The organism is Burkholderia crassaminum, from assembly GCF_964265005.1.
GTDB lineage: Bacteria > Pseudomonadota > Gammaproteobacteria > Burkholderiales > Burkholderiaceae > Burkholderia.
The window spans coordinates 2,242,588-2,268,571 of the sequence record NZ_OZ183800.1 but is presented as its reverse complement, the minus strand read 5'-3'; the positions used below and the strand labels follow the sequence as shown (position 1 = coordinate 2,268,571).

The following is a 25,984-nucleotide window of genomic DNA, read 5'->3' as shown; positions in this document are numbered from 1 at the left end:
TGCAATGCATATTCGCGCGGCGAAGCGGTGGCCGACATGGCCGCCATCGCCTTCGTTGCCGCACGCGGGCGTTTCATGCGGCGTCCCGAGCGGCCGACGGAACCGTCCGCAGGAACGCGCGCACCGCCGGTGCCTTTTCGAAGCGCCGGTGCGCAAGCGCCAGTTCCGACGTGATCGGCTTGCCGGCGATCGGCCGGTACACGACACCCGGCAGCGATACGCAGCCGGCCAGCGCATCGGGAATCACCGCGACCCAGCCGTTCACGGACACGCATGCGAGCACCGCGAGCAAGCCGCCGGGGCGGGCGGCGATCACGGGCGCGAAGCGGCCGCGGCGCGCGACTTCGAGCGTGCCGCGCTCCTGTTCGGGTACCGCGAAGCGTGCGTCGGCGAGGTCGGCCGCGCGAATGGCGGCCATCGACGCGTAGCGCGAACCGGCCGGCACGGCCGCGACGAACACGTCGCGCTGCAGCGTGACGATCCGTAGGCCGCCGGGCAGCGGCAGCGGCGGGCGGACGTACGCGAGGTCGAGGCGGCCCGTGTCGAGCTGGGTCGCGACGTCGTCCATCGGCACTTCGCGCAGGTTCAGCTCGATGCGCGGGTGTGCGTCACGAAACGCGCCGACCGTGCGCTGCAGCGTGCCGGAATAGACGGCCGACGACACGTAGCCGATCTCGATCCGGCCGAGTTCGCCGCGCTCGGCCAGCGCCGCGAGTTCGCGGCCGCGCTGCAGGTGTTCGACCGCGGCGCTCGCTTCGGCGAGATAGGCCTCGCCGGCCGCGCTCAGCGTGACCGCGCGGCGCGACCGGTGAAAGAGGCGCACGCCGAGCACGCGTTCGGCCTCCTGGATCTGCCGCGTGAGCGCAGGCGGCGCCATGTCGAGCGCTTCGGCCGCGCGGGCGAAGTGCAGGTGTTGCGCGACGCTCAGGAACGCGCGCACGTGACGGAATTCGAGCCGATCCATGATTGCAATTTTCGTTAATAAAACAGCATCGGAGTATCAATGACAGGCAATACCGGGCAAGCCTAGCATACGGCTTGTTCATGTTGCCCCGGAGTTGCCGATGTCCCAGTCCTCACCCGTGTCGCCAGCAGGCGCGGCCGCCACCCCGCACGCGGGCGCCCGCATGCCCGCCGCCGCGACGCTCGCCATCGCGTCCGCAACCTGCTCGCTGATCGTGCTCGACACGAACGTGGTCGCCGTGTCGCTGCCGAGCATTGCGCGCAGTTTCCACGCGAGCTTCGCCGATATCGAATGGGTCGTGAGCGCATACATGACCGCGTTCGCCGCCTGCCTGCTGCCGGCCGGCGGGCTCGCCGACCGCTTCGGGCGCAAGCGGATGCTCGGCGCGGGGCTCGCGCTGTTCTTTCTCGCGTCGCTCGGCTGCGGCGTCGCGCCGTCGGCGGGCTGGCTGATCGCCGCGCGTGCGGTGAAGGGCGGCGGCGCCGCACTGCTGCTGACGGCCGCGCTCGCCGTGATCGCGAACCGTTTTCCGGAGGGGCGCGAACGGGCGCGCGCGTGGGCGATCTGGGGCATGTGCATGGGGATCGCGACGGCCATCGCACCGCTCGTCGGCGGTGCGATCACGCAATGGATCGGGTGGCGCTGGGTGTTCCTGCTGAATCTGCCCGTCTGCCTGCTGCTCGCGGCCGGCGCGCGCGTCGCGATCGACGAGTCGCGCGATCCGCACGCGAAACGCGTGGATGCGGCCGGCAGCCTGCTGTTCGGCGCGGCGCTCGCGTGCGCGATCGCGGCCCTGATCGGCGCACCGTCGCATGGCTGGCTGTCGGCCGCGACGCTCGGCCGGCTCGCGCTCGCCGCCGCGCTGTTCGCGGCGTTCATCGGCGCGGAGCGCTGGCAGGCGCGGCCGATGATCGATCTCGCGCTGTTCCGCCAGCCGCGCTTCGTCGGTGCCGTGCTCGCGATGTTCGGCTATGCGGCGTGCGCGCAGGTGATGATGACGTTCCTGCCGCTGTACCTGCAGAACGCGTTCGGGATGTCGGCGATCGACGCGGGGCTCGGGATGCTGCCGTTCGCGTTCGCGATGATCGCCGGGCCGTCGCTTGGTGCTGCGCTTGCCGCGCGCGTGTCGTCCGGCGGCGTGCTGGCGGGCGGGCTTGCGCTGATCGGCGGGGGCAACCTCGCGACGGCGGCGCTGACGGCCAGCGGCGACTACCGGCTCGTCGCGATCGGCATGTTCGTGACGGGTTGCGGCGCGGGCATCATGAACGGCGACACGCAGAAGGCGATCATGGCGTGCGTGCCGTCGAACCGCACCGGCATGGCGTCGGGCATCAGCACGACGACGCGCTTCTCGGCGATCGTGACGGCCGTCGGCGTGCTCGGCGCGGTGCTGGCGGCGAGCACGCAGGCGCGGCTCGACCGGCTGCTGTCCGCCGCGCCGGGGCTGCGCGCGTTCGCCGATGCGCCGTTCATGTCGAGCCTGCTGGCCGGCGACCTGGCGCGGGCGCTCGAGCGTGTGCCGGCGGCAGCGGCCGGCGTGCTTGCACAGGCGGCGCCCGTCGCGTTCGCGAGCGGGTTCGCCGACGCGCTGATGGTGAGCGGCGCGCTCGCGCTCGTCGCGGCCGTCGTTGCATACAAGTTGCTTGCGCAACCGATGCGCGACGGCGCGTGACGGCACGTGAAGGTGCGTGACCTACGGAGCGGCGCGCTGTTGCGCCTGTCGCACGTGCCGGTCAGTGCGGCTTCGTCGCGTGACGGTGGATGCGCGCCGCATGGGCGACGCGCGGCGGGTGCGACGCGTGGCAATGCGTCGCCTGTCTGCGGCGTGTGCGTCGAGCCGGTTCGGGCGCGTCGGCCGTAGCGGGTGTATCGGCCGCATCGGGTGTATCAACTGCATCAACTGCATTGGCCGCATCGACTGCATCGGCCGCGGCAGGCACGCTGTTCTGTACGTCCGCAATCGCACCCGCCGCAACCGCGGCAACCGCCGGCAGCATCGCCTCGGCGTCGAGCCACGCGCGCGTCGCTTCCGCGATCAACCCGCGCAGCCAGCGCACGCCGTCGACACACGCCCCCGATTCGTTCCACGTCATCCGGTACACGATGTCCGGCGGCTCCGCCGGCAACGCGACGGCGGCGAGCGGCAGCAGCTTCGCATAATGCCGCGCGAGCCGGTACGTGGTGGTCAGGAGCATCTCGGTGCGCACGAGCGCATGTGCGGCGAGTTCGAAGTGCGGCAGCGTGACGACGATCCGCCGCTGCAGGCCCACACGTTCGAGCTGCCGGTCGATCGCGCCGGACGCTTCGAGCCACGACGGAGTCGGGCACAGCTGCGGCGCTTCGGAAAAATCGGCGGCCGTCATCGCACCGCGCCGCGCGAGCGGATGCGTCGCGCGCATCAGGCATACGACGCGATCGTCGAACAGGTCGTCCTGCCGGAACCGCGACGAGCGCGCCGGGCGATTGTCGATCACGACGTCGAGCTCGCCGTCGGCCAGCGCGCGCTCGTCGTCGAAGCCGTCGCCAAGTGGATGGAACACGAGCTGCGCGTTCGGCGCGCGTTCGCGGAACAGCGCGACGAGCTTCGGCACGAACAGCACGTTCAGGTAGTCGGGGCAGCCGATCCGGTAGGTGCGCACCGACGTGCGCGCGTCGAACGTCGGCTGCTGGATGCGGATGAAGTCGATCACGCGCAGCGCGTTGCGCAGCGGTTCGATCAGCCGCGCGCCGAACTCGGTCGGCACCATCCCGTAGCGGCTGCGCACCAGCAGCGGATCGCCGAGCAGCGTGCGCAGGCGCTTGAGCGCGGCGCTCGTCGCCGGCTGCGACATGTTCAGGCGCACGGCCGCACGCGACACGGTGCGCTCGGTCAACAGCACGAGCAGGATGCGCATCAGCCGCGCATCGAGCACGTCGAGCACGCCCGCGGTGTCGGCCGCGTCGCGCGGCAGGGTGGTCGGTTCTAGCGGGTCCCGCATGCCGATATGCCTCCCGGCGACACCGTGGCCATGCGCAACGCGATTGCCGGCCGGCGGACCGTCGTCATTTTGCGAAGGTGCCCGGCCAGCCGACGATCCGCTTCGGGCGCGGCGGCGCGTACGTGCGGACCTTCGACGTCTTCAGCTTCAGGCGCACCAGCGACTCGGCGAGCGCGACCGCGGCCGATACGCCATCGACGACCGGCACACCCGTGCATTCCTCGATCTGCCGGTCGAGGCCGGCCATCCCGCCGCAGCCGAGGCAGATCACCTCCGCGTGATCGTCCTTCACCGCGCGTTGCGCCTGGCCGACGATCGACTCGATCGCGCGGGCCGGATTCTCCTCGAGCTCGAGCACCGCGAGGCCGCTGGCGCGCACCGACGCGCAGCGCGCGTCGAGCCCGGCGAGTTTCAGGCGATCCTCGATCAGCGGCACCGTGCGGTCGAGCGTCGTGACGACCGAGTAGCGATGGCCGAGCAGCATCGCGACGCTCGCGGCGGCTTCGGTGATGTCGACGACGGGCACCGTCAGCAGTTCCTGCAGGCCTTCGCGGCCGTGTTCGCCGTAGCCGGCCTGGATCACCGCGTCGTACGGCTCGTCGTAGCTCAGCACGCGATCCATCACGGCGATCGCCGCGAGGTAGCTTTCGAAGTTGCCTTCGATCGACTCCGCGCCGAAGCGCGGCGTCAGCCCGACGATCTCCGTGCCCGGCGACGCGGCGGCCTGCGCCTGCGCGGCGATCGCGTCGGTGATCGACTCGGTCGTGTTGACGTTGACTACCAGGATCCTCATTGCTGACTCCGTATGCGTGTGTTCAGTGTTGCGCGCAGGCGACCGCGATGGGTTCGCCCGAGCGCTCTTCGTATTGCCGTTTGCGATCGGCCAGCAGCCAGTACACGCTGCCCGCGATGGCTGCGCCGAGCAGCCACGAGAACGGCGTCATCGCGCTGAAGGCCGGCACGACGGCGAGCGTGATCGAGATCAGCGCGGACGGCACGAGCGCCGCGAGCGCCTTGCGGTTCACGCCGCGCGTGTAGAAGTAGGCGCCGGTCGGCGCTTCGGTATAGAGATCGGGCACGTTCACGCGCTGCTTGCGCACGAGCCAGTAGTCGACCGTGATGATCCCGTACAGCGGGCCGAGCAGCGCGCCGAGGCCGGACAGGAAGTAGACGATCACGATCGGGCTGTTGTACAGGTTCCACGGCAGGATCAGCACGGCAATCGTCGCGCTGATCAGGCCCGCGCGGCGAAACGACAGGCGGTGCGGCGCGAGGCTCGTCAGCACGAAGGCCGGTGCGACGAAGTTCGCCATGATGTTCACGGCGACCGTCACGATCAGGAAGGCGAGGCAGCCGAGCACGAGGAACAGCTTGTTCGGCACCGTCGCGATGATTTCCGTCGGGCTGTGGATGATGTGGCCGTTCAGCTTGAACTGCGCGCCGGCGAGCACGAAGCTGATCGTCGCGAACACGAGGATGTTGACCGGCAGGCCCCAGAAGTTGCCGACCCGCACCGTCTTCGCGCTCGGCGACGAGCGTGCGAAATCGCAGAAGTTGAGCACCAGCGTGCCGTAGATCGCGAGCCACAGCGAGCCGCCCGCGAAGATCTCCGTCCACATCTTCAGGCCCGTCATCGGCTTGCCGATCGACATCGCGAGATGGCCGCCCGTGCGGCTGAACATCCACGCGGCGAGCGACAGCGTCGTGACGAGGATCACCGGGCCGGCCAGCCCCTCGTACTTGCGGACCATTTCCATCCCGTACGTGAGGATGCCGATCTGCACGAGCCAGATCGCGACGAACGTGATCCAGCCGAGCGTCGACAGCCCGAAGATCGCATTCTGGTCGAACGCGGCGAGGCCCGGCCAGATCGCGGTGAGCAGCACGCGCAGCACGACGGACGCGAGATAGGTCTGGATACCGAACCATGCGATCGCGATCACCGCGCGGATCAGCGCGGGCAGCATCGCGCCGTAGATGCCGAAGCTCATCCGGCTGATCACCGGGAACGGCACGCCGGTCTTCTGGCCCATGTAGCCGGTGAGGTTCATGAAGCAGTACACGAGCACCGCGCCGATCGCGAGCGAGGCGAGCATCTGCCAGCCCGACAGGCCGAGCGCGAACAGCCCGATTGCGAACGAATAGTTCGCGATGTTGTGCACGTCGTTGGTCCACAGCGCAAAGATGCTGTAGCGGCCCCACGTCCGACCTTCGGCCTTGGTGGGCGCGAGGTCGGGGTTGTGCAGCCGCGGGCTCAGCGCGGGGTCGCGCGCGGCCGAATCGGTTCGATGCGATGCGTCGTCCGCGCCGAGCGCGATGCCCGGGCGGTGGGTGGCTTCCAGTTGCACGCCGTTGTCTCCTTCCATGTGCGGGGCGCGAAACCGGCAGCGTGGACACGCTGCGACGGCCCGGCCGCCGTGGACGTTATGTCTCGGATTTGTTCGCGAGTATGGGTGGCGGTCGCGGCGATGGGAAATTAAATATTCGGCTGGGCGGTATTTGAAAAATGAATGGAATCCGGACGGATGCAGCGACGCATTCGACGACCGGCAGATGGCCGAGCTAGCCGCGTATATCCGCGCGGGCTACGCGCCGGGGCAGCCGGCGTGGCGGAACCTGGCGGAAGCATTGGCAAGGAGCAGGCAGGAAGCCGCGCACGGATCGGCGGTCGCAAAACGCGCTGCGGCCGGACCGATCGGGCAAAACGACCTGCTGGCGACAGACGGCCCGGAAATGGGGCACGAATCGGTGGAAATATTGCCCCATTTTCATCATCGTTTAACCATTCGAAACAATGTGTTCACTGAAAGGGGCATGATCTCCGGCGATCGAGCAGGCATACTGTCGCCTATGTTGCTCAATGCACGTCGATACGCGTGCGCATTCCCCCCATGTCCACTCCAGTTTCCTTTCGAACCTTGCGATGGTTGACCGTCGCGGCTGCTGCATGCTTGCTCGCCGCGTGTTCGACCGCTTCCGACGTGACCGCGACGTCGAACCCGAACGTATTTACCGTGACGACGCGCACGGTCGGCGTGTCGACGACGTGGGCCGATGCCCATACGAAGGCCATCGACGAAGCCAGCAACTACTGCACGCAGCGCGGCATGCGCGCGAGCATGAAGCAGGAATCGCTGACCGGCGGCAGCCGTGTCGGCGCGCGCGCCGAACTCGCGTTCGAGTGCCATCCGACCTTCGAGACGGCGTCGAACCCGCGCAGTTGAACGACCGGTGGCGTCGGCGTGCCGTCGCCGTCCGCGTTTTCCTTCTCCCCGATGCAAACCGACCCGCGAGGCCGTTCAGGCACATCGCGGGTCGGCGCACGTCCGGCGTCGGCTGCGGCGGTTACGCCGGCTGCGCCTCGTACAGCTTCACGCACGCGGAGAAGTCGAGCGCGCCGAGCCCTTGCTGGCTCATCGACTGATAGAGCTGCTGCGCGAGTGCGCCCATCCACACCGGCTGGTGCGCGCTGCGTGCCGCTTCGGTCGCGAGCCCGAGATCCTTCAGCATCAGGTTCGCCGCGAACCCGCCCGCGTAGCCGCGCGCGGCCGGCGCGGTGTCGCTCACGCCCGGATACGGGTTGTACGTGTCCGAGCTCCAGCAGCGGCCGGTCGACGTATTGATGATGCCGGCCAGCACCGAAGGGTCGATCCCGAGTGCGGCGCCGAGCGCCATCGCTTCCGAGACGCCCATCATCGAGATCCCGAGCAGCAGGTTGTTGCAGATCTTCGCGATCTGCCCGGTGCCGGTGCCGCCGCAATGCACGACGTTTTTGCCCATGTCGAGCAGCACGGGGCGGATGCGCTCGAACAGCGCGGCGTCCGCGCCGACCATGAAGGTCAGCGTGCCGGCCTGCGCGCCGCCGGTGCCGCCCGACACGGGTGCGTCGGCGAGCGGGAAGCCGCGTTGCGCGGCGGCGTCGGCCACCGCGCGCACGGTGCCGGGATCGATCGTGCTGCAGTCGATCAGCGTCGCGCCGGCACGTGCGCCGGCCAGTACGCCGTCGTCGCCGAGGTAGACCGCGCGCACGTGTTGCGCGGCCGGCAGCATCGTGATCACGACCGCGCCGCGCGCGGCCGCGTCGCGCGGTGAGCCGGCGGCTGTCGCGCCGGCGCGCACCGCGACTTCGACCGCGTGCGCGTCGAGGTCGAACACCGTCAGCGCGTGGCCGGCTTTCAGCAGGTTGGCGGCCATGGGGCCGCCCATGTTGCCGAGTCCGATGAATGCAATTTCCATGATTAGGCTCCCACTCAACGCAGCGCGATCGTCGTGTTCACGCCGCCGGCCGTCGTGTCGTCGTCGAACCAGCGCGCGGTGACCGTCTTCGTCTGCGTGTAGAACTGCACGACCTGCTTGCCGTACGGGCCGAGATCGCCGAGCTTCGAGCCGCGCGAGCCCGTGAAGCTGAAGTAGGGCACCGGCACCGGAATCGGGATGTTGATGCCGACCTGGCCGATGTCGATCTCGCTCTGGAACTTGCGTGCCGCCGCGCCGCTCTGCGTGAACAGCCCGACGCCGTTGCCCATCGGGTTGCGGTTGACGAGCGCGATCGCTTCATCGAGCGTGTCGGCTTCGAGCACGACCACCACCGGCCCGAAGATTTCTTCCGTATAGATCGACATGTCGGTCGTCACACCCGAGAAGATCGTCGGGCCGACGAAGTTGCCCTGCTCGTAGCCGGGCACCGTCACGTTGCGGCCGTCGAGTTCGAGTTTCGCGCCGGCCTTCACGCCTTCGTCGATCAGCGCAGTGATGCGCGCGTGCGCGGCCTTCGACACGACCGGGCCGACATCGGTACCCGGTTCGTGCCCCGCGTTGACCTTCAGCGCCTTCGCCTTCTCGACGAGCTCGGGCAGCCAGTCGCGCGCCTTGCCGACCAGCACGACGACCGACGTCGCCATGCAGCGCTGGCCGGCCGCGCCGAAGCCCGCGCCGACCAGCGCGTTGATCGATTGCTCGCGGTGCGCATCGGGCAGCACGACCGCGTGGTTCTTCGCGCCCATCATCGACTGCACGCGCTTGCCGTGCTGGCTGCCGAGGTTGTACACGTGCGTGCCGACGCGCGTCGAGCCGACGAACGAGATCGCCTTGATGTCCGGGTGCGTGCAGAGACGGTCGACCACCGTCTTGCCGCCGTGCACGACGTTCAGCACGCCCTGCGGCACGCCGGCCTCGATCGCGAGTTCGACGAGCTGCATCGTCGACAGCGGATCCTGCTCCGACGGCTTCAGCACGAACGTGTTGCCGCAGACGATCGCCATCGGGAACATCCACAGCGGAATCATGCCGGGGAAGTTGAACGGCGTGATGCCCGCGCACACGCCGATCGGCTGGCGCAGCGTGTAGGTGTCGACGCCGCCCGCGACGTTCTCCGCGAATTCGCCTTGCTGCAGCGTGCCGATCGAGCATGCATGCTCGACCACTTCGAGGCCGCGGAAGATGTCGCCCTGCGCGTCGGGCAGTGTCTTGCCTTGCTCGGCCGTCAGCGTTTTCGCGATCCGTTCGAGATTGCGGCGCACGAGATCCTGGAACTTCAGCATGATGCGCAAGCGCGCGCCGATCGGCGTCGTCTTCCACGTCTGGAACGCGCGCTGCGCGGACGCGATCGCGGCGTCGACTTCGTCGAGCGTCGCATACGGCACGCGGCCGATCGTTTCCTGCGTCGCGGGGTTGACGATGTCGCCCCATTCGGCGCTTTGCGATTCGACGAACGCGCCGTCGATCAGCAGCTTGGCGGTGGGCAGGGCGAGGGTGGTCTGGGGAACTGCGGCGTTCATGGAACTCTCCGGGAAATGAGGTGATGACAAAAAAGGAGGCCCGTATCCGCCGCCGCGCATGCGCGCACGGCGGACGGCAGGACGAACTGAAATCGATCGGATGCCGGCGGCGTGCTCACGCGCGCGCCGGACGCATCAAGGCGGTACACACGAGCGCGAACACGCCGAAGCCGACGAGGTACGCGATCACGTAGTGCGGCTGGCCGCCGCCGACCTTGAGCAGCGACGTCGCGATCATCGGCGCGAAGCCGCCGCCGATTACGCCGGCCAGCTGCACCGACAGCGAGATGCCGCTGTAGCGGATTTCCGCCGGGAACTGCTGCGCGAACAGCAGCGACTCCGGCGCATAGAGGATCGGGAACACGACGCCGAGGCCGAGCACGATCGCCCACCACGCGGTCGACGTCTGCTGCGTGCCGAGCATCATGAAGAACGGCGCGGCGAACGCGCACATCAGCACGAGGCCGATCGCGAACATCCGGCGCTGGCCGATCTTGTCGCTCAGGTGGCCGCACAGCGGCATCGTGACGAGCGACAGCGCGGCGCCGGCCGTGATCGCGTGCAGCATCTCGGCCTTCGGCAGATGCAGCTGCTGCGTCGCATAAGCGAGCGCGAACGTGACGACCATGTAGAACCACGTGTTCTCGGCGGCGCGTGCGCCGACGATCGTCAGCACTTCGCGCGGATGGCGGCGCAGCGCGGCCGTCACCGGCGACTTCTCGGCCTTGCCCTGGCGCTGCATCTTCTCGAAGTCGGGCGATTCGGGCACCTTCGCGCGGATGAACCAGCCAAGGCCGACCAGCGCGATGCTCGCGAGGAACGGCACGCGCCAGCCCCACGACAGCATGTCGGCTTCCGGCAGCGCGGCCACCGCGGCCATCGCGACCGACGACAGGATCAGGCCGAGCCCGACGCCCGTCTGCGGCAGGCTGCCGAACAGCCCCTTGCGGCCCTTCGGCGCGTGTTCGACGGCCATCAGCACCGCGCCGCCCCATTCGCCGCCGACGGCCATCCCCTGCAGGAAGCGCATCGCGATCAGGAGCGCCGCGGCCCAGTAGCCGATGCGGTCGTACGACGGGATCAGCCCGATGATCATGCTCGGCACGCCCATCAGCAGCAGCGTGATCATCAGCATCGACTTGCGGCCGATGCGGTCGCCGAAGTGGCCGAACACGATGCCGCCCATCGGCCGCCCGATGAAACCAACCGCGAACGTGCCGAACGCGGCGAGCGTGCCGACGACGGGATCCAGCGACGGGAAGAAGATGCGGTTGAACACGAGCGCGGCGGCCGTGCCGTAGAGGAAGAAGTCGTACCACTCGATCGTGGTGCCGGCCATGCTGGCCCAGCCGGCCAGCAGGTAGTGCTTCGCGGTGCGCTCGGGTGCCGGCGCCGCGACTGTCGCATGCTCATCGAGGGTGGATCGCGTCTGCATGGTGTCTCCGTGGTGGTGCCGCGGCTCGTGGTCCGCAGGTCACGGTCGAGTATAGTTATGCGCGGATTCATCATGTACCGATAAAGAAACCGGTTCGATGTGCATTTATGCATATCGACGTCCGGCCCGGAGACGCCAGCCCCTTTTTCCCTCGCCGATGCGACATGCCACCGAGCCGGTTTCCGGCAACCTGAACTGGGACGACCTGCGGTTTTTCCTCGAAGTCGCGCGCACGCAGCGTGCGAGCGGCGCCGCGAAGCGGCTGGGCGTCGACTACACGACCGTCGCGCGGCGCATCCGTGCGCTCGAGGCCGCGATGGGCACGCTGCTGTTCGACAAGTCGCGCTCCGGCGGCTTCACGCTGACGGCCGAAGGCCAGCGGCTCGTCGCGTATGCGGACGCGATGGAGACGACCGTGCAGTCCGCGTGCGACCAGGTCGCGAACACGGGCGAGGCGCTGTCGGGCCACGTGCGGATCGGGTCGACGGAAGGGTTCGGCTGCTTTTTCCTCGCGCCGCAGCTCGCGCAGTTTCGCGCCGAGCATCCGCACGTGACGGTCGACCTGCTGCCGGTGCCGCATTTCGTCAACCTGCCCAAGCGCGAGGCGGACCTCGCGATCACGCTCGAGCGGCCCGAGCGCGGGCCTTACGTGGTCACGAAGCTGTGCGATTACCAGTTGCGGCTCTACGCGACGCACGACTATCTCGCGAACCACGCACCGATCACGTGCACCGACGATCTCGCGGAGCACGCGTTCATCAGCTACGTCGAGGATCTCGCGTTCAGCAACGAGCTGCTGTACCTGGACCGGGCGGTGCCGGGTGCGACGGCCGGGCTGCGCACGACGAGCGTGATCGCGCAGTATTTCGCGGCGCTGCAGGGCGGCGGGCTCGCGATCCTGCCGTGTTTCATGGCGGCCACGCAGCCGGCGCTGGTGCCCGTGCTGCCGAGCGACGTGGTCGTCACGCGGTGTTTCTGGCTGACGTGCCGCGAGGATCTGCGCAAGCTGCGGCGCGTGACCGCGCTGTGGGATTACCTGCGGGCGGCGGCGGATGCGAATCGCGCGCTGCTGTCGGGCGAATCGGGGCAGATGAGATTCGTCGGCGAGCCGGAATAGCGGAGCGGGCGAGCCTGGCGCTCACAGTGGCAACCGCGACGATGCAATCGAACGGTATTGAAAAACGGCCGACGAAGATCCGGCCGGTTATCGGGGGAAACACAGATGGCTTTGACGCATGCGGGCAAGGTGTTCGTGGTCTGTGTGGCCGTATTCGCCGTAGCCGCGTACTGGCTCGCGTCGCGCATGGTGCGCCGCCAGACCGGCGGCAAGCGTGGGGCAGGCGGCGCGGTCGCATTCTGGTGGCTCGTGTGCTTTTGCCTCGTATCGCTGTTTTTCCCGTTCGCGTACTGGATCGGCGACGAACTCTACGAACTGGCGGTGTCGCCGAAATACGAGGCGACCGTCGTGTCCTACCAGTCCGAGTGGGATACCTGCGAGCGCCGCGACAGCAGCGGGCGCACCGAAAAATATCGGTGCATCAAGTACACGTCGATACTGGAAGCCGTGATGCCGGATGGCGAGCGGGTCGTGCTGCCCGGCAACATTCGCTCGGGCAGCGTGCCGGAGATCGGCGAGCGCGTCGACGTCGTGCTGCCGCAGGGCGCGAATCAGCTGCACGAGCGCAGTGTGCGCAGTGTCGGCCTGCTGGCCGGCGGCGCGCTGATGGTCGCGATGATCGGGTACTTCCTCTACCTGATCGCGGCGTACGGCGCCGGCCGGAACCTCGACGGCGCGGCCCGTTTCGGCGTGGCGGTGGTCATGAACGCGCTCGTGCCGCTCGGTGCGCTGCTGATGGAAATCGGGTTCCTGAGCGTGCCTTATCGCTACTGGGCGCGGGGGAATCCGGAACAGTGGCCGGTGTGGGTGCTGGCGCTCAGCCTGCTGTTCGCGCTGGCGCTGCTGCCGTTGCTGCTCGTCTACGCGCGAACCGCGTGGCGTGCGGTCGTGAAGTGACGGATGCGGCGGGGCGGTTGTGCCATCATGTCCGCACCGACAACCGCCAGGAGACGGTCGTGGAAATTCATTCGCAGTGGACCTTCGATTGCCGGCCCGAGCATGTGTGGCCGCATTTCCTCCGGGCCCGGATGGACGACACGCGGCCGCTGCTGTTCCGCCTCGGCGTGCCGAAGCCGGTCAGTTGCCGCGTGCTCGAGGGCGTGCCGGCCGTCGGCAACACGCGGCAGTGCACGACCGATCGCGGCACCATCGACCAGCGGATCCTGGTGCTCGACGAAAATCGCCGGCTGCGTTACCGGATGGTGTCGTCGACGGTCTGGTGCCGCAACTGGGTCGGCCTGCTCGAGGACGAATTCACGCTGACGCCGCTCGAAGGCGGCAGGACACGCGTCGAACGGCGCACCGTGTTCAGCGCGCGCGGCTTCCTGAAACCGGTTCGTCAGATCGGCCTGTGGCTGGCGCTGCAGCAGGCTCACCGATATGCGGCGCGCAACTGGCGGCGTCTCGCGAGCGCGGCGAAGGGGCGTGCCGTCGCGCTGGAACCGGCGGCCTGACCGGGGGCGCGACCCTCTCCGCGCGCTAGATCGAGACCTGCCGGCCCAGATCGACGACCTGATCGGCCGGCACGCGCAGATAATCCGTGACCCGCGTGCAGTTGCGCAGCATCAGCGCGAACGCCCGCGCGATCCAGCGCGGAATGCCTTGCCCGTCGTCCCTGCTGGTCACGCGCTCCATGCCGATGAAATAGGTCAGCGCGGCCGGGTCGAGCGGGCAGCCGTGCCGGCTTGCGATCTGCGTCATCAGCGCCGGCAGATCGGCGCGTTCCATGAACCCGTAGGTCGCGGTCACCGTCCAGTAGCCCGGCACGGGCTCCGCGATCGCGATCCGGTTGGCGGCATCGACCCAGGGTGTCGACGCGATATCGAGCGTCACGGCGAGCACGTTGCGTTGCAGCGCCAGGCTGTGCCTGACGTACCAGAGCAGCACCGGCGGCACGCCGTCCTTCGCGCGGGTCAGGAAAACCGCGGTGCCGGGCACGCGTGCGAGGGTGTCGCCGGTCGAGCGCATGAATGCATCGACAGAAACCGGGTTCTCGGCAAGCCGGCCGGCGACCGCCGTCACGCCGCGATGCCAGACGTACATGACGAGATACACGAGCGCGGCGAGGAGCAGCGGCACATAACCGCCGTCGAAGAGTTTCAGCACATTCGACGTGAAGAACGCGGTGTCGAACGTGAAGAACAGCGCGGCCACCGCGCCGCTGGCGGCAAGGTTCCAGCCCCAGATCTCGCGCATCGCGATGAACAGCAGCACGGTGGTCATCAGCATCGTGGCCGATACCGCGATGCCGTAGGCAGCGGCCAGGTTGTCCGACTTGCGGAACAGGAGCGCGAGGCCGATCGTGACGATCATCAGCGTCCAGTTGACCGCGCCGATGTAGATCTGCCCGTAACCCTCCTGCGACGTCTGCACGATCTTCATGCGCGGCATCCATTCGAGCTGGATCGCCTGGCGCGTCATTGAAAACGCGCCGGTGATGATCGATTGGCTGGCGATCACGGTCGCGACCGTCGACAGGATCACGAGCGGCAGCGTGAGCGACCCGGGGCAGAGGCGATAGAAGATGTTGCCGCTGGTGGGCGCGCCGGACAGGACGAGCGCGCCCTGGCCCGCGTAGTTGAGCACCAGGCTCGGAAACACGAGCGCGCCCCACGCGAACTTGATCGGCTTCGGGCCGAAATGCCCCATGTCCGCGTACAGCGCCTCGGCGCCGGTGACGCAGAGGAACACGCCGCCGAGCACGAGAAAGCCGGTGCCGCCGCTATGCAACAGGTAGTGGATGCCGTGTACCGGATTGAGCGCCCACAGGATCGCCGGATGGCGCACGATGCCGGAGAGGCCGAGCACGGCCATCACGACGAACCACAGGGCCATGATCGGGCCGAACGCGCGGCCGATCTTCGCGGTCCCGAGCGGTTGCACCGCGAACAGCGCAAGCAGGATCACGACGGCCAGCGGCAGTACGTACGGCTCCAGCGTCGGCTCGACGAGCGTCAGCCCCTCGAGCGCGGACAGCACGGAAATCGCCGGCGTGATCGCGCCGTCGCCGTAGATCAGCGCCGCGCCGAACAGGCCGGCCGCGACGATCAGCGGACGCTTGTGCCGCTTCACGCCAAGCAGGGCCATCAGCGCGAGGATGCCGCCTTCGCCGTCGTTGTCGATCCGCATCGCGAACCCCGCGTACTTGACGGTCGTGACGACGATCAGGGTCCAGACCAGCAGCGACACGACGCCGAAGATGGTTTCCGGGTTCGTGCCGCCCGTCAGGTCGAGCACCGTCTTGAAGGTGTAGAGCGGGCTCGTGCCGATGTCGCCGAACACGACACCCAGCGCACCGATTCCGCTGGCGAGCAGCCATGGCGATTTGTGTTGATTCGACATGCGGGTCCTTGGTTTCTTTCGAGAGGGGAGCGCCGGATCACCGGTCGTTGCGGCCCGTGCGATGCGCACCATGATCGGTGCATCGCGCGTCGGCGATGTGACCGCGTGCCCCGCGAGACGGCGAAGTATCCCGCATGACTCGCCCTTCGCGGACACTGTGCGAGCCGTACGTCGGCCGCGTGCGGCATTCTGTGCCTTTGCAACGGCCAGGCAAGCGGGGCGGGAGCGCACTGTATTCTGCAATCCTTTGCATCCGTATGGCGACGTGCAAAGGATTTGTCAGGTGCATGAAGGCAACGCGAGCGCGCCGCTCGACTTCAACGGAAGGTTTTCCCGAGGGCGGGGGCGAGCGGACGACCCGATGTCGTCCGCCGTATCAGGGATGCGCGCGGCGCCGGGCCAGCCTGTCGGGTTCGAGCCGGGGTGGCCCGTTCAAGGTTGCCGTGGTGACGGCCGAGGCCCGGTCATTGTCCCGATTCGCGCCGGCTTTCTTCATCGACGGTGTAGATGGCCTCGGGAACGGCTTCGAGCCGCCCGATCGGAATCGGATCGCCGCTTTCGTCGGAGTATCCGTAGGTGCCGTCCGCGATCTTTTCCAGCGCGCGCTGGATGTCGGCGATCCGGTGGACGTTGACGTTTCGCAGCGCCTGGTTCGCGACGTCCTGTTCGAGCGTCTGCGCGTCGTCCTCGCGTTCCTCGGCCTCTGCACCGGTCGTTTCCTGTTGTTGGCGTTCCTGCGCGATGGTGTTTTCCTCGCCACCGAGTACTTGCCGCTGCAAAGCCTCGAGCCGCTGACGCTGCCTGTCGATAAACGCTTCGTTCAGGCCATTGGGTTGTTCGTCCATGTTCGTTCTCCGGTGGGGGCTGCCAGAAATCGATGCCAACCGTCGGAACACGATCGGCGACGATGCATTCTCGATCATGTCGCGGCCGCGGACAAGCCGCAGCGCGGGAGGGCCGGACGCTATGCGTAATAGATTTGACCGATATCGGTGTCGCGCGCCTGGCCCTTGCGTTCGGCCTCGATGCGGGCGTCGGCGAAATCGCGCGTGCACAGATCCGGGCGGCCCAGCGCATTCAGGATGCCCGACGTGCGCCACGCCGGCAGCCAGTCGGACCATGAAAGCCGCACGCCGATGACCAGGGCCAGCAGGACACCCATCATCAGCGGCCCGCCCAGCAGCATGAGCAGGTCGAGCTCGAGGTCGGAAAACCCGCCGTCGCCGGTCCAGAGCACCAGGATCATCATCGGGACGACCAGGCAGTTCACGCCGATGAACGACCATTTCCAGGCCAGCCACAGCGTGTGGGTCAGGCCGGCCAGCCCCGTATCGCCGCAGGCGTAATCCATCGCCAGATAGCGCCGGTCGGGAGACGCCAGGGCAAACAGGCGGCCTTGCCGGTTGATGACGGCCACGACCTCGTCGCCGACGTCGAAGCATTGCCCGCCCAGGAAGCCGCGATACGTTTGCCCGCCGATTTCGATTTCCACAGGAAGTTTGGCCAGGATGATCCTGCCGTTCTTGCCGACGGTCACGGACGCGTTCTGCGACACGTAGGTCTTGCTGTCGCGGATGTTCGCGTACGACCATGTGGCCGGGTGCGCAACCTTGTCGGCCTCGGCATCCAGCTTGGCGAGGATGCTGTCTTCGCTGGTTTGCTGAAACACCAGCGCATTGGCGGCGGCGCCGTTGCCGGTCAGGGCCGCCATGATCGGCACCACGTTGTGCGTGAACCAGTAGCCGAGCGAGCGCTTCCTGGCTTCCGGGTCCACCGGCCGTATCGGATGGCCTTCGGAGCTGTCCTGATCGGGGCGCTCCAGGAAGCGCAGCGCGGTCAGTTTGCCTTCTACCAGATGCAGCGGAGATGACATGCGGGCAGGCGAATCGGAAAGGGCGATGGTTGCGGAGTCTACCAGTCGCCGGGGCCGCCGTGCCATCCGTGGTGCGGCGTGCCCGGCGCATGCGCCGCTCAACCCGGGCAGCCCAGCCGGTCCGCGAGTTCGTTCAGGTCCTTGACGTCGAAGTCCCACTTGTCGTCGGCTTGCAGGTCGGTCGTCTGGCCGGGCCCGTGTTCGGTCGGCCGCAGCACGAACGCGGTCGACAGCCCCTGCCGGCGCGCGGCCGCGAGATCGCCGTTGTGTGCGGCGACGAGGCACAGCTCGGCCGGTTCGATGCCGAGAATCTCGACGGTATCGCTGTACACCTGCGGCGACGGCTTGTACGCGCGGACGACTTCCGCGCCGAGAATCGCATCCCACGGCAGCCCCGCACGTTTCGCGACGTCGACCATCAGCCGGATGTTGCCGTTCGACAGCGGCGCGATGATGAAGCGTCGCTTCAGCCGCTGCAGCGCCGCGACGGCGTCGGGCCACGGGTCGAGGCTGTGCCACGCGAGGTTGAGCGCGTCGATGGCGGCGTCGGGCACGTCGACGATCCCGTAGCGGTCGAGTGTGCGCACGAGGTTCTCGCGGTGCAGGACGTCGAGCCGCACGTAGCGGCGCCGCCCGCTGCGGATTTCTTCCATCGACGGCGAATATTCGGCCCGCCATGCATCGGCGAATTCGAGCGGGTCGAGCGCGGGTGCGTGGCGATCGAGGAACGCGGCGGCGCCGCGTGCGACACCGCTTCTCCAGTCGACGATCGTTCCGAAGACATCGAAAACGAGCGCCTTGATTTCGGCAGGGTTCGTCATGGTGATCCTGTGAAGGTCAATCGATGAGGGCACACAGCGCCGTGCCGCGCGCGATGCGCGACGCCGGTTCGATCGACATTGAATCACGGATACGAAAACGCGGCCCGGCCGGCCGCGATGTCGTCCCGGTCGCGCCGGAACGGAGGAGCAGGGCATGGGCGCGCGCAGCGGCCGGACACGACCGGACACCGCGCGCGCCGCGCCGGTCAGCTCTTGTCGTACGAGAACTGGATGCCGGCCGTGCCGCCGGTTTCGATGAACAGGTCGATGAACGCAGGCACGGTGGCGCTGCGCGCCCAGTCGCGCTGCAATTCGCAGAACAGCTGCGCGACGCTGATCATCTGGCCGCCCGCTTGTTCGATGCGGCGCAGTGCGGCTTCGTGAGCGGCGACCGACGTGCCGCCGACCGCATCGACGACGACATAGACCTCATAGCCGGCCTTCAGCGCGTCGAGCGCCGGGAACGTCAGGCACGCTTCGGTCCACAGCGCGGTCATGATCAGTTTCTTGCGGCCGGTCGCTTCGACGGCCTTGCGGAATTCGACGTCCTCCCACGAGTTGATGCTCGTGCGATCGTAAGTCGGATAGCCTTCGAGCGCCTTGCGCAGTTGCGGGATCGGCGGCTTGTTCAGGCCCGTCTTCACGTTCACGGTCGAGTGGACGATCGGCAGGTCGTACGCGACGGCCGCCTTCGACGCGCCGACGATGTTGTTGATCAGCAGCTGGCGATCCATCGACGCGATGGAGTTCACCTGGACCGGCTGGTAATCGATGACGATGAACGCCGCGTTCTGCGGGGTGAGCAGGTGGTCATTCGCGGGGTCGCGAATCGGTTCGCTTGCCATGGTTGCCTCCAGTGACGGTGCGGGAAGTGAGGGGGGAACTCCAAGCTTAGTGAATCGTCCGGTCAGGCGATGGAGCCGACTGAGAAAATTCCCCGCCGCCGCGACCCGCTCGATCCACGTTGAAACAGGATGCTATGCGTGCAACAACCGGCGTTCCAGTCCCTTAAAATGCCGTCAGTGTTCTATGGATGGAACAATCATGGATGACCTGAACGACCTCTACTATTTCGTGAAGGTGGTCGAACACGGCGGGTTCACGCAGGCAGGGCGTGCGCTGGATGTGCCGAAATCGACGCTGAGCCGGCGCATCGCCGCGCTGGAAGCGAAGTACGACGTGCGGCTGCTGCAGCGTACGACGCGTCATTTCACCGTCACGGAAACCGGGCGCGAATTCCACGAGCGCTGCCTCGCGGTGCTGGTCGAAGCCGATGCCGCGCGCGAGGTGATCGAGCGTCGGCACGCGGAGCCGCGCGGCATCGTTCGTGTCAGTTGCCCGACCGCACTGCTCGAATATCGCGTGAGCGAACTGGTCGCGCGCTTCATGGCGATTCATCCGCAGGTGCAGGTGCATCTCGAGGCGACGAACCGCCGCGTCGACCTGCTGAGCGAAGGGTTCGACCTCGCGCTGCGGGTGCGCTTCCCGCCGCTGGAGGACAGCGATCTCGTGATGCGCGTGCTCGCCGACAGCCCGCAGCGGCTGGTGGCCGCGCCGCATTGGCTGGACGGGCGCGCGGCGCCGTCGGATCCGGCCGAACTGGCCGGCGTGCCGAGTCTCGACTGGGGGCCGCCGCGGCATCACGTGTGGCAGCTGGTCGGGCCGAACGGCGAGCTCGCGCAGTTGCGCCATCATCCGCGCTTCGTCACCGACGACATGCACGCGCTGCGCGACGCGGCGATCCACGGCGTCGGCATCGTGCAGTTGCCGTGCATGGTCGTCGAGGACGACCTGCGCGACGGCACGCTGGTCGACGTGCTGCCCGGCTGGGCGCCGAAGGGCGGCGTGGTGCATGCGGTGTTTCCGTCGCGGCGCGGGTTGCTGCCGCGCGTGCGGCTGCTGATCGACTTCCTGGCCGAACACATCCGGAAGGATTGACGCTCGACCGGATGCTCGCGCAAGCGCCGCGCCGCGAGTTCGCCCCGCTTGTGTACCGGCTCGATGCATCGGCGCCGCGAGCGTGTCGGTCACGGCCGCGCCTAACGCATTGAAGGCCATGACGCGCACGGATCCCGGCGCCGGCGATTGAACGCGCACGGAAGCGGGGCACCGCCACAATCTGACGAACGGCTTGCGAATGCGTCGCGCGCGAGGCGCGACCTTGCGCGGGGCGGTCGCGCCGCGTGCCAGTCTTTCGGCAAGCTGACTGTCGGCATGCAAATGCCGCACCGACCGCGCGTAAGCCCTGATGCGCGTGGACGCGCGGGTGGTCACGGATTGGTGTTAAATGTATTTCGGCGCGCGTTGGCACCGCGTGCAATACGGGGCGCACCGGGCATCGGCGTATACCCGGAGCGAAAAACGGCACGAAGGATCGAAAACGAATCGGGCGCATCAGACCCGATCGGACAGACGGCAGGATTCATCTTGAATACCGAACCGCAAAGTTCTCGTTACAGTCTCGGGCTCGCGGCGGAAGTGCTCGCGTCCGAGCAAAGCGTGCTGAGGCTGATCACGCGTAACACACCGCTGCCGGAGCTGCTCGTCGAAGTCTGTCGGCGCGCCGAGGCTTTGCTCGGCGAAGGCGCGTCGTGCACGATCCTGCTGCTCGATACCGACGGTGTGCACGTGCACGTCGGCGCCGCGCCGTCGCTGCCCGCACAGTACAGCGCGGCGATCGAAGGCGCGTCGATCGGGCCGGTGGCCGGCTCCTGCGGCACGGCGATGTACCTGCGCCGGATGGTCGCCGTCGAAGATATCGAAACCGATCCCCTGTGGGCCGACTACCGTTCCATTGCATTGCCGCTGGGCTTGCGCGCGTGCTGGTCGGTGCCGTTCCTCGACGACGCAGGCGTCGTGCTCGGCGCGTTCGCCGTCTATCACCGCACGCCGCGCCGGCCGAGCGACGAGGAAACCGAACTGTTGCGCGACATCGGCAACAGCGTCGGCCTTGCGGTGCACCAGGACCGGATCGCGCGACAGCTCGCGCGCAGCGAGGAACATCACCGGCTCGTGGTCAACAGCCTGAACGAAGGGATCCTCGTTGTGTCGCGCGATGGCGTCGTGGTCGCGAGCAACCCGAGTGCGAACCGGATGATGCGCGTGAAGGGCGACCTCGTCGGCCGCCGGCTGTCGACGGTGATCCTGCACAAGCTGCATGAGGACGGCACGCCGATCGCGCCCGACGACTGGCCGAGCCGGCGCGCGCTCGAAACGGCCACGCCGATGCTCGACTACACGGTCGGATTCGGCCTGGCGGACGGCGACATCATCTGGGTGCGCGGCAACGCGGTGCCGATCGTGAAGCCGGGCGAGAAGCAGGCCGACTCGGTGCTCGTGTCGTTCAACGACATCGGCCCCGTGCGCGAAGCGCAGCAGCAGTTGCGCTACCTGGCGACGCGCGATGCGCTGACGGGCCTTTACAACCGCCGCTGGCTCGGCGACCGCATGCGCGAGCTGTTCGGCGGGCACGATGCGGCGGGCGGGCCGGCGCGCGTCGCGATCCTGTTCATCGATCTCGTCGGTTTCAAGAAGGTCAACGACACGGCCGGCCATGACGCGGGCGACGCGCTGCTGCGCAGCGTCGCGGCGCGACTCGCGGCCTGCGGGGGCGGCCAGCATGCGCTTACGCGCGTCGGCGGCGACGAGTTCGTGATCCTCGTCGACGACTGCGACGATCCCGACCGGCTCGCGGTGCTCGCGCGCGAGGTGATCGACGCGATCGCGAAGCCGTTCGCGATCGCGAACAACGAATACTGGCTTGGCGTGTCGATCGGGATCAGCGTCGCGCCGCGCGACGGCGACGATGCCGTCACGCTGATGCGCAACGCGGATTCGGCGATGTACGACGCGAAGCAGCGCGGCCGCAACCACTTCACGTTCTTCACCGCGCAGCTCAACCTGCGGCTGCAGCGCCGCTTCGCGATCGAGCAGTCGCTGCGGCGCGCGCTCTCGTCGGACATGCTGCGGCTCGCGTATCAGCCCGTCGTCGACGCGCGCAGCGGCCGCACCGTCGGCGCCGAGGCGCTGCTGCGCTGGACGAGCCCCGAGCTCGGGCCGATGTCGCCGGCGGAGTTCATTCCGGTCGCGGAAGACACGGGGCTGATCGTCGCGATCGGCCAGTGGGTGCTCGAAACCGCGTGCCGGCAGGCGGCCGAATGGCGCCGCACGATCGCGCCCGACCTGATGCTGGCCGTCAACCTGTCGCCGCGGCAGTTTCACGAAGGCCTCGTCGAGTCGGTCGACCGCTGCCTTGCGCAGACGCGGCTCGATCCGTCTGCGCTCGAACTCGAGATTACAGAAGGACTACTGATGAACGACACGGACACCGTGCTGCCGATGCTCGAGGCGCTCACGGACATGAACGTGCGGATCTCGGTCGACGATTTCGGCACCGGTTATTCGTCGCTCGCCTACCTGAAGCGCTTTCCGCTGCACAACCTGAAGGTCGACCGCTCGTTCGTGTCGGGTGTGCCCGATCATCACGATTCGGTGGCGATCACGCAGGCCGTCGTCGCGATGGCGCATTCGCTCGGGATGAAGGTCACGGCCGAAGGGGTCGAGACGCAGGCGCAGTCGTGGTTCCTGCAGCAAATCGGCTGCGACATGCAGCAGGGCTACCTGTTCAGCCGCCCGCTGGACCCGAACGACTACGCGCGCCGGCTCGGCGCCGTGTGAGCGCGGCGCCGAGCCGGCGTTCGGCGTTCAGTCGACGCGCGGCGCGCCGAAGCCGCCGGGGACGGGCGGTGTCGGCGTCACATCGATCTCGACGCGGTTCTTGCCCTCGTGCTTCGCGCGATAGAGCGCGCGGTCGGCCGCTTCGATCAGCACGGTCGTCGGCAGGCCGGGCATCGGCACGAGGGTCGCGCCGCCGATGCTGATCGTCACGGTGTTGCCCGTCGACGAATGCGCGTGCCGCAGCCGCAGCGCCTCGACCGCGAGCCGGATCTTCTCGCCGAGCAGCCGCGCGGCGCCCGGCGACGTGGCCGGCATCACGACCGCGAATTCCTCGCCGCCGAAACGCGCGGCGAGATCCCCCGACTGGCCGAGACAGCGCTCGATGGTCGACGCGATCTGCTTGAGCACGCTATCGCCCGACACGTGGCCGTAGGTGTCGTTGTACAGCTTGAAATTGTCGACATCGATCATCAGCAGCGACAGCTCGCTGCGCTCGCGCGTGCCGCGCCGCCATTCGGCGGCGAGGTATTCGTCGAGATAGCGGCGGTTCGACAGCCCGGTGAGGCCGTCCGAATGCGTGAGGCGCCGCAGCTCGAGATTGGCTTCGAGCAACTGCTGCTGCGATTGCCGCAGCGCGCGATAGGCCTCGTCGCGCTGCAGCAGGTTCATGTACGAGCGCGAGTGGTAGCGCACGCGCGCGACGAGCTCGATGCGGTCGGGGAGCTTCACGAGGTAGTCGTTCGCGCCGGCCGCGAAGGCGGCGCTCTTGATCACGGGCTCTTCCTGCGTCGACAGCACGATGATCGGCACGTCGCGCGTCGCCGGATTCGTCCGGTACGTTTTCACGAGGCTCAGCCCGTCGGTGCCGGGCATGACGAGGTCCTGCAGGATCACCGTCGGCCGCGTCTCGATCGCGGTGGCCATCGCGTCGTCCGAACGCGGGCAGTAGTGGAAATCGATGCCTTCCTCGTCGACGAGCGCGCGCCGCACGGCTTCCGCGACGATCGTCTGGTCGTCGACCAGCAGCACCATCGCCGGCACGTCGGCGGGCGGCGTGTAGGGGCCGCCTGGCGGGCGAGTCAGGTCAAAGCTCATGGTCGATGCGGGTTGTTGCGAGGGCAGGCATGGGTGTTGCGCGTGTTCATCGGGCTCAGATCCGCGCGAGCGCCGCCAGCTCGCCCGCGATGCGCCCGAGCGGCAGGATCGCGCGCGCCGCGCCGAGCGTCGCGGCTGCCTTCGGCATGCCGTATACGGCGCTCGTCGCCTCGTCCTGCGCGATCGTATGGTAGCCCTTCATCCGCAGTGCCTTCAGGCCGATTGCGCCGTCGCGGCCCATCCCCGTGAGCAGCACGCCGATCACGCGGCCGGGCCAGTGCTCGGTCAGGCTGTTGAAGAACACGTCGACCGACGGGCGATACGGCGTGGCGGCCGGTTCGCGCGTGTATTCGAGCGTGCCGGCGCGCGTGATGCGCAGGTGGTCGTCGGTCGCGGCGAGCAGCGCAACGCCCGGCTGCGGGCGGTCGCCTTCGCACGCGACGCGCACGGTGATTCGCGTCTGGCCGTCGAGCCATTGCGCCATGCCTTCGGCGAACGCGCGGTCGACGTGCTGCACGATCACGATCGGCGCATTGAAATCGGCCGGCAGGCCGCCGAGGATCGACGCGAGCGCGCCGGGGCCGCCGGCCGATGCGCCGATCGCGATCAGCGGGCCGCCGCCGGTGCGCGGGGGCGTGCCGGCGAGGCGCGCGCCACCGGGTGCGTCGAGCAGGCGGCCGATCTGGTCGATCTTCGCGAGCAGCAGCCGGGTCGTGTCGCCGGCCGAGCCGTCGCCGAGCCGCGGCGTATCGACCGCATCGAGCGCGCCGGCGCCCATCGCCTCGAACACGCGCCACGCATTCGCGCCGATGCAGCTCGTCACGATCAGGATCGCGCACGGTCGTTCGGATCGCATGATCCGCCGCGTCGCTTCGATCCCGTCGAATTTCGGCATGACCAGGTCCATGAGCACGACATCGGGCGGCTGCGACGCGCAGAGTTCGACGGCCTGCGCGCCGTCGGTCGCGACCCACAGCACGCGGTGCTCGGGCCGTCGCGCAATCGCGCGGCGCATCGCCTCGACGGCAAGCGGGAGGTCGTTGACGATGCCGATGTTCACAAGCGGAATTCTCCGGTCGGTTCGTAATGTTGGAGGTGGGCCGGGTTCATGGAAGGGGCTGCCTGTTCGGCGCCGTCGGGCTGCATCGGCGGCCGGACGGCACGGCATTCTTTTCGGTTGGCGACGCCCCGAATGCTGTCATGCGGCGCGGGCGGCGGCAATCGAAAAATGAGCGCATTGCGCCGTTTCAGTGCGTTTCCTCTATGACGATGCGGTGTGTCGGGACAGGAGCGGAGCCGGGCCCGCTCGCGCGTGCGTGCCCGGCCACGCGATTTCGGCACGGCAGGCCGCGCAAGCACGCATGTTACCGTGGCGGTTTCGCTGAATAAGACGGGGAGAATGCTGGATGACCGTGCCCGACACCGTACTCGTCAGCCGCGACCCGTATGCGCCGATCGTGATCGAGCGCGACGGCCGGCTGCTGTACCGGATCTACATCGAGAGCGGCCACGCGTCGTTCCATCGCGATTTCCCGGTCGAACCCGACGCGGTGCGCGTGCTGCGTGACGACGCCGAGCGCTATTACTTCCTGTTCGCGGCGCTTCACCATCCGTACCAGCTGAGCGCGACGAACCTGTCCGACGCGGAACGCGAACGCACCTTCAGCACGATCCTGTTTGCCGGCCGCGACGAAGTCGAAGCCTTCATGACGGAACTCGACCGCGCCAGCAACGGCGCGGTCGCGAACCTGCTGAGGATCTTCACGCAGGCCGACTACCGGCAACTGCGTGCGGGCCGGTGGTTCGACATGGGCGCCGCTACGCCGGCCGCGTAGCGCCCGCGCAAGCCCGTCATCCGCTTCAACGGGAGCGGGCGGAAACCGGCCGCGCACCGGTTGCGCGGCC

23 protein-coding genes are annotated in these 25,984 nt (G+C 68.2%); 9 read left to right on the top strand and 14 right to left on the bottom strand.

All coding sequences use genetic code 11. The features are described 5' to 3' along the window. Positions 1-73: 73 nt before the first annotated feature. Complete coding sequence (locus ACPTTF_RS27130) at positions 74-964, bottom strand: LysR substrate-binding domain-containing protein (RefSeq protein ID WP_423368949.1); 891 nt, start codon at positions 962-964, stop codon at positions 74-76. Positions 965-1,064: 100 nt separating this feature from the next. Here ACPTTF_RS27130 and ACPTTF_RS27125 point away from each other — a divergent pair, with 100 nt between their 5' ends. Continuing rightward, positions 1,065-2,636 (top strand): MFS transporter, encoded by a 1,572-nt coding sequence (locus tag ACPTTF_RS27125; RefSeq protein WP_423368948.1) that lies wholly within the window; start codon positions 1,065-1,067, stop codon positions 2,634-2,636. 61 nt (positions 2,637-2,697) lie between these two features. On the opposite strand, the gene ACPTTF_RS27120 is transcribed toward ACPTTF_RS27125, so the two are convergent. The 3 genes from ACPTTF_RS27120 to ACPTTF_RS27110 form a co-directional block, all read right to left on the bottom strand. After that, positions 2,698-3,942: a LysR family transcriptional regulator gene (locus ACPTTF_RS27120; protein ID WP_423368947.1), complete on the bottom strand. Its 1,245-nt coding sequence runs from the start codon at positions 3,940-3,942 to the stop codon at positions 2,698-2,700. 64 nt (positions 3,943-4,006) lie between these two features. Beyond that, positions 4,007-4,735: an aspartate/glutamate racemase family protein gene (locus ACPTTF_RS27115; RefSeq protein WP_027791222.1), complete on the bottom strand. Its 729-nt coding sequence runs from the start codon at positions 4,733-4,735 to the stop codon at positions 4,007-4,009. A 22-nt stretch (positions 4,736-4,757) separates the two neighbouring features. Next, positions 4,758-6,308: an NCS1 family nucleobase:cation symporter-1 gene (locus ACPTTF_RS27110; protein ID WP_166953491.1), complete on the bottom strand. Its 1,551-nt coding sequence runs from the start codon at positions 6,306-6,308 to the stop codon at positions 4,758-4,760. A 133-nt stretch (positions 6,309-6,441) separates the two neighbouring features. On the opposite strand from ACPTTF_RS27110, the gene ACPTTF_RS27105 reads away from it, so the two are divergent. Together ACPTTF_RS27105 and ACPTTF_RS27100 are read left to right on the top strand one after the other, a co-directional pair. Further along, a complete protein-coding gene (locus ACPTTF_RS27105; RefSeq protein ID WP_423391199.1) occupies positions 6,442-6,873 on the top strand; it encodes a hypothetical protein in 432 nt (143 codons plus the stop codon). After that, complete coding sequence (locus tag ACPTTF_RS27100; RefSeq protein WP_423368946.1) at positions 6,834-7,166, top strand: hypothetical protein; 333 nt, start codon at positions 6,834-6,836, stop codon at positions 7,164-7,166. The genes ACPTTF_RS27105 and ACPTTF_RS27100 overlap by 40 nt, the downstream gene beginning before the upstream one ends. A 121-nt stretch (positions 7,167-7,287) precedes the next feature. Here ACPTTF_RS27100 and mmsB read toward each other — a convergent pair whose 3' ends face one another. The 3 genes from mmsB to ACPTTF_RS27085 form a co-directional block, all read right to left on the bottom strand. After that, positions 7,288-8,178 carry a 3-hydroxyisobutyrate dehydrogenase gene (gene mmsB / locus ACPTTF_RS27095; protein WP_423368945.1) on the bottom strand — a complete coding sequence of 297 codons (891 nt, stop codon included), beginning with the start codon at positions 8,176-8,178 and terminating at the stop codon, positions 7,288-7,290. 14 nt (positions 8,179-8,192) lie between these two features. Then, positions 8,193-9,719, bottom strand: coding sequence for a CoA-acylating methylmalonate-semialdehyde dehydrogenase (locus ACPTTF_RS27090; RefSeq protein WP_423368944.1), 1,527 nt, complete (start codon positions 9,717-9,719; stop codon positions 8,193-8,195). A 115-nt stretch (positions 9,720-9,834) separates the two neighbouring features. Further along, a complete protein-coding gene (locus ACPTTF_RS27085; protein ID WP_423368943.1) occupies positions 9,835-11,154 on the bottom strand; it encodes an MFS transporter in 1,320 nt (439 codons plus the stop codon). 157 nt (positions 11,155-11,311) lie between these two features. Between ACPTTF_RS27085 and ACPTTF_RS27080 the strand changes: the two genes are divergently transcribed. From ACPTTF_RS27080 to ACPTTF_RS27070, 3 genes are all read left to right on the top strand, one after another. After that, on the top strand, positions 11,312-12,271 hold the full coding sequence (locus tag ACPTTF_RS27080) for a LysR family transcriptional regulator (RefSeq protein WP_423368942.1): 960 nt from the start codon (positions 11,312-11,314) through the stop codon (positions 12,269-12,271). 105 nt (positions 12,272-12,376) lie between these two features. Beyond that, entirely contained in the window at positions 12,377-13,168 is a 792-nt protein-coding gene (locus ACPTTF_RS27075; RefSeq protein ID WP_423368941.1) for a uracil permease, read from the top strand. Between the two features lie 59 nt (positions 13,169-13,227). Beyond that, positions 13,228-13,725, top strand: coding sequence for an SRPBCC family protein (locus tag ACPTTF_RS27070; RefSeq protein WP_423368940.1), 498 nt, complete (start codon positions 13,228-13,230; stop codon positions 13,723-13,725). 25 nt (positions 13,726-13,750) lie between these two features. Here the strand turns inward: ACPTTF_RS27070 and ACPTTF_RS27065 are convergent, their stop codons facing one another. From ACPTTF_RS27065 to ACPTTF_RS27045, 5 genes are all read right to left on the bottom strand, one after another. After that, positions 13,751-15,613 (bottom strand): potassium transporter Kup, encoded by a 1,863-nt coding sequence (locus tag ACPTTF_RS27065; protein ID WP_423368939.1) that lies wholly within the window; start codon positions 15,611-15,613, stop codon positions 13,751-13,753. Between the two features lie 464 nt (positions 15,614-16,077). Then, positions 16,078-16,458 (bottom strand): TraR/DksA family transcriptional regulator, encoded by a 381-nt coding sequence (locus tag ACPTTF_RS27060; protein ID WP_423368938.1) that lies wholly within the window; start codon positions 16,456-16,458, stop codon positions 16,078-16,080. Between the two features lie 119 nt (positions 16,459-16,577). Then, the gene (locus ACPTTF_RS27055; protein ID WP_423368937.1) at positions 16,578-17,486 is read right to left on the bottom strand and encodes a hypothetical protein; all 909 of its coding nucleotides are present in this window, start codon (positions 17,484-17,486) and stop codon (positions 16,578-16,580) included. Positions 17,487-17,584: 98 nt separating this feature from the next. After that, a complete protein-coding gene (locus ACPTTF_RS27050) occupies positions 17,585-18,307 on the bottom strand; it encodes a haloacid dehalogenase type II (RefSeq protein WP_423368936.1) in 723 nt (240 codons plus the stop codon). 206 nt (positions 18,308-18,513) lie between these two features. Next, positions 18,514-19,152: a hydrolase gene (locus ACPTTF_RS27045; RefSeq protein WP_166953467.1), complete on the bottom strand. Its 639-nt coding sequence runs from the start codon at positions 19,150-19,152 to the stop codon at positions 18,514-18,516. A gap of 199 nt (positions 19,153-19,351) precedes the next feature. Between ACPTTF_RS27045 and ACPTTF_RS27040 the strand changes: the two genes are divergently transcribed. Both ACPTTF_RS27040 and ACPTTF_RS27035 read left to right on the top strand, forming a co-directional pair. Further along, a complete protein-coding gene (locus ACPTTF_RS27040) occupies positions 19,352-20,245 on the top strand; it encodes a LysR substrate-binding domain-containing protein (protein WP_423368935.1) in 894 nt (297 codons plus the stop codon). Positions 20,246-20,734: 489 nt separating this feature from the next. After that, the gene (locus tag ACPTTF_RS27035; protein ID WP_423368933.1) at positions 20,735-22,984 is read left to right on the top strand and encodes a putative bifunctional diguanylate cyclase/phosphodiesterase; all 2,250 of its coding nucleotides are present in this window, start codon (positions 20,735-20,737) and stop codon (positions 22,982-22,984) included. 27 nt (positions 22,985-23,011) lie between these two features. On the opposite strand, the gene ACPTTF_RS27030 is transcribed toward ACPTTF_RS27035, so the two are convergent. After that, positions 23,012-24,079 carry a diguanylate cyclase domain-containing protein gene (locus ACPTTF_RS27030; RefSeq protein WP_423368932.1) on the bottom strand — a complete coding sequence of 356 codons (1,068 nt, stop codon included), beginning with the start codon at positions 24,077-24,079 and terminating at the stop codon, positions 23,012-23,014. Positions 24,080-24,134: 55 nt separating this feature from the next. Next, a complete protein-coding gene (locus tag ACPTTF_RS27025; RefSeq protein WP_423368931.1) occupies positions 24,135-25,139 on the bottom strand; it encodes a chemotaxis response regulator protein-glutamate methylesterase in 1,005 nt (334 codons plus the stop codon). Between the two features lie 346 nt (positions 25,140-25,485). Between ACPTTF_RS27025 and ACPTTF_RS27020 the strand changes: the two genes are divergently transcribed. Then, on the top strand, positions 25,486-25,914 hold the full coding sequence (locus tag ACPTTF_RS27020; protein ID WP_423368930.1) for a hypothetical protein: 429 nt from the start codon (positions 25,486-25,488) through the stop codon (positions 25,912-25,914). The last annotated feature ends 70 nt before the right edge of the window (positions 25,915-25,984 follow it).

Coding starts and splice junctions, on each gene's coding strand:
- ACPTTF_RS27130 (WP_423368949.1), bottom strand. CDS start 964: ATGGATCGGCTCGAATTCCGTCACGTGCGCGCGTTCCTGAGCGTCGCG.
- ACPTTF_RS27125 (WP_423368948.1), top strand. CDS start 1,065: ATGTCCCAGTCCTCACCCGTGTCGCCAGCAGGCGCGGCCGCCACCCCG.
- ACPTTF_RS27120 (WP_423368947.1), bottom strand. CDS start 3,942: ATGCGGGACCCGCTAGAACCGACCACCCTGCCGCGCGACGCGGCCGAC.
- ACPTTF_RS27115 (WP_027791222.1), bottom strand. CDS start 4,735: ATGAGGATCCTGGTAGTCAACGTCAACACGACCGAGTCGATCACCGAC.
- ACPTTF_RS27110 (WP_166953491.1), bottom strand. CDS start 6,308: ATGGAAGGAGACAACGGCGTGCAACTGGAAGCCACCCACCGCCCGGGC.
- ACPTTF_RS27100 (WP_423368946.1), top strand. CDS start 6,834: ATGTCCACTCCAGTTTCCTTTCGAACCTTGCGATGGTTGACCGTCGCG.
- mmsB (WP_423368945.1), bottom strand. CDS start 8,178: ATGGAAATTGCATTCATCGGACTCGGCAACATGGGCGGCCCCATGGCC.
- ACPTTF_RS27090 (WP_423368944.1), bottom strand. CDS start 9,719: ATGAACGCCGCAGTTCCCCAGACCACCCTCGCCCTGCCCACCGCCAAG.
- ACPTTF_RS27085 (WP_423368943.1), bottom strand. CDS start 11,154: ATGCAGACGCGATCCACCCTCGATGAGCATGCGACAGTCGCGGCGCCG.
- ACPTTF_RS27080 (WP_423368942.1), top strand. CDS start 11,312: ATGCGACATGCCACCGAGCCGGTTTCCGGCAACCTGAACTGGGACGAC.
- ACPTTF_RS27075 (WP_423368941.1), top strand. CDS start 12,377: ATGGCTTTGACGCATGCGGGCAAGGTGTTCGTGGTCTGTGTGGCCGTA.
- ACPTTF_RS27065 (WP_423368939.1), bottom strand. CDS start 15,613: ATGTCGAATCAACACAAATCGCCATGGCTGCTCGCCAGCGGAATCGGT.
- ACPTTF_RS27060 (WP_423368938.1), bottom strand. CDS start 16,458: ATGGACGAACAACCCAATGGCCTGAACGAAGCGTTTATCGACAGGCAG.
- ACPTTF_RS27055 (WP_423368937.1), bottom strand. CDS start 17,486: ATGTCATCTCCGCTGCATCTGGTAGAAGGCAAACTGACCGCGCTGCGC.
- ACPTTF_RS27050 (WP_423368936.1), bottom strand. CDS start 18,307: ATGACGAACCCTGCCGAAATCAAGGCGCTCGTTTTCGATGTCTTCGGA.
- ACPTTF_RS27045 (WP_166953467.1), bottom strand. CDS start 19,152: ATGGCAAGCGAACCGATTCGCGACCCCGCGAATGACCACCTGCTCACC.
- ACPTTF_RS27040 (WP_423368935.1), top strand. CDS start 19,352: ATGGATGACCTGAACGACCTCTACTATTTCGTGAAGGTGGTCGAACAC.
- ACPTTF_RS27030 (WP_423368932.1), bottom strand. CDS start 24,079: ATGAGCTTTGACCTGACTCGCCCGCCAGGCGGCCCCTACACGCCGCCC.
- ACPTTF_RS27020 (WP_423368930.1), top strand. CDS start 25,486: ATGACCGTGCCCGACACCGTACTCGTCAGCCGCGACCCGTATGCGCCG.